Source organism: Fulvivirga kasyanovii (genome assembly GCF_009711405.1).
GTDB lineage: Bacteria > Bacteroidota > Bacteroidia > Cytophagales > Cyclobacteriaceae > Fulvivirga > Fulvivirga kasyanovii.
In genome coordinates, this window is record NZ_SMLW01000157.1 from 242 (window position 1) to 917 (window position 676).

At 37.6% G+C, this 676-nt stretch carries 1 protein-coding gene; it reads right to left on the reverse strand.

Features of this window, described 5'->3' with window-relative positions:
* Window positions 1–113: 113 nt before the first annotated feature.
* Complete coding sequence (locus E1163_RS00465; RefSeq protein WP_155168563.1) at window positions 114–602, reverse strand: Riean_0653 family protein; 489 nt, start codon at window positions 600–602, stop codon at window positions 114–116.
* Window positions 603–676 lie beyond the last annotated feature (74 nt).

The following is a 676-nucleotide window of genomic DNA, read 5'->3' on the forward strand; positions in this document are numbered from 1 at the left end:
TGTAATAGCAGGTAATTCATCATCTTCCTGGCACGCGCTGAACCCAATAGCTAAAAGAGCCAAAGAAACCGGAGCAAGTATGTGCGTGAAATATTTGTTCATTATCATAAACCTCATTTGGTAATTTCATTGATATGAAACCTACCTTCAGTCACCTTTATGGTGTCGCCACAATCAGAATTATAAGATGTGAATTCAAATGTGCCGCTTATAAACTCGTCATCCAGTCTTGTAATTAACATTTTTCCTGAAATGATATTTGGAAAGTCATAATCACATCTAGCACCATTTTCCCTTTTGTAATATGTTCCATAGTATATCGGTTCATTAGTAAATGCGTAAAACTTATTCGCTTCAATACCTGTAGAATCGTTAATTGCTAAACCAATACCAGAATTATCATTACTACCCAAAATTGATAGAAAATCGTCAGTTAAATAAGTAAACATTCCCAATTGCCCTAGTCTGGAAGCCGGCCGCCACTCTTCTCCATTTACCTGGCAGGTAAATGGAGGGGTGTAGCCATCATCCTCCTCGCAGGCACTTAAAAATGTTGACAGAAGCATCAGCCAGACTATGAATAATTTAGAAAAGGTTCTCATATTTATTCATTTACTGCATAATTTCCCCTATGTCAAACCTTCCCTCCGTGATGGTTACGGTATCATTACACACA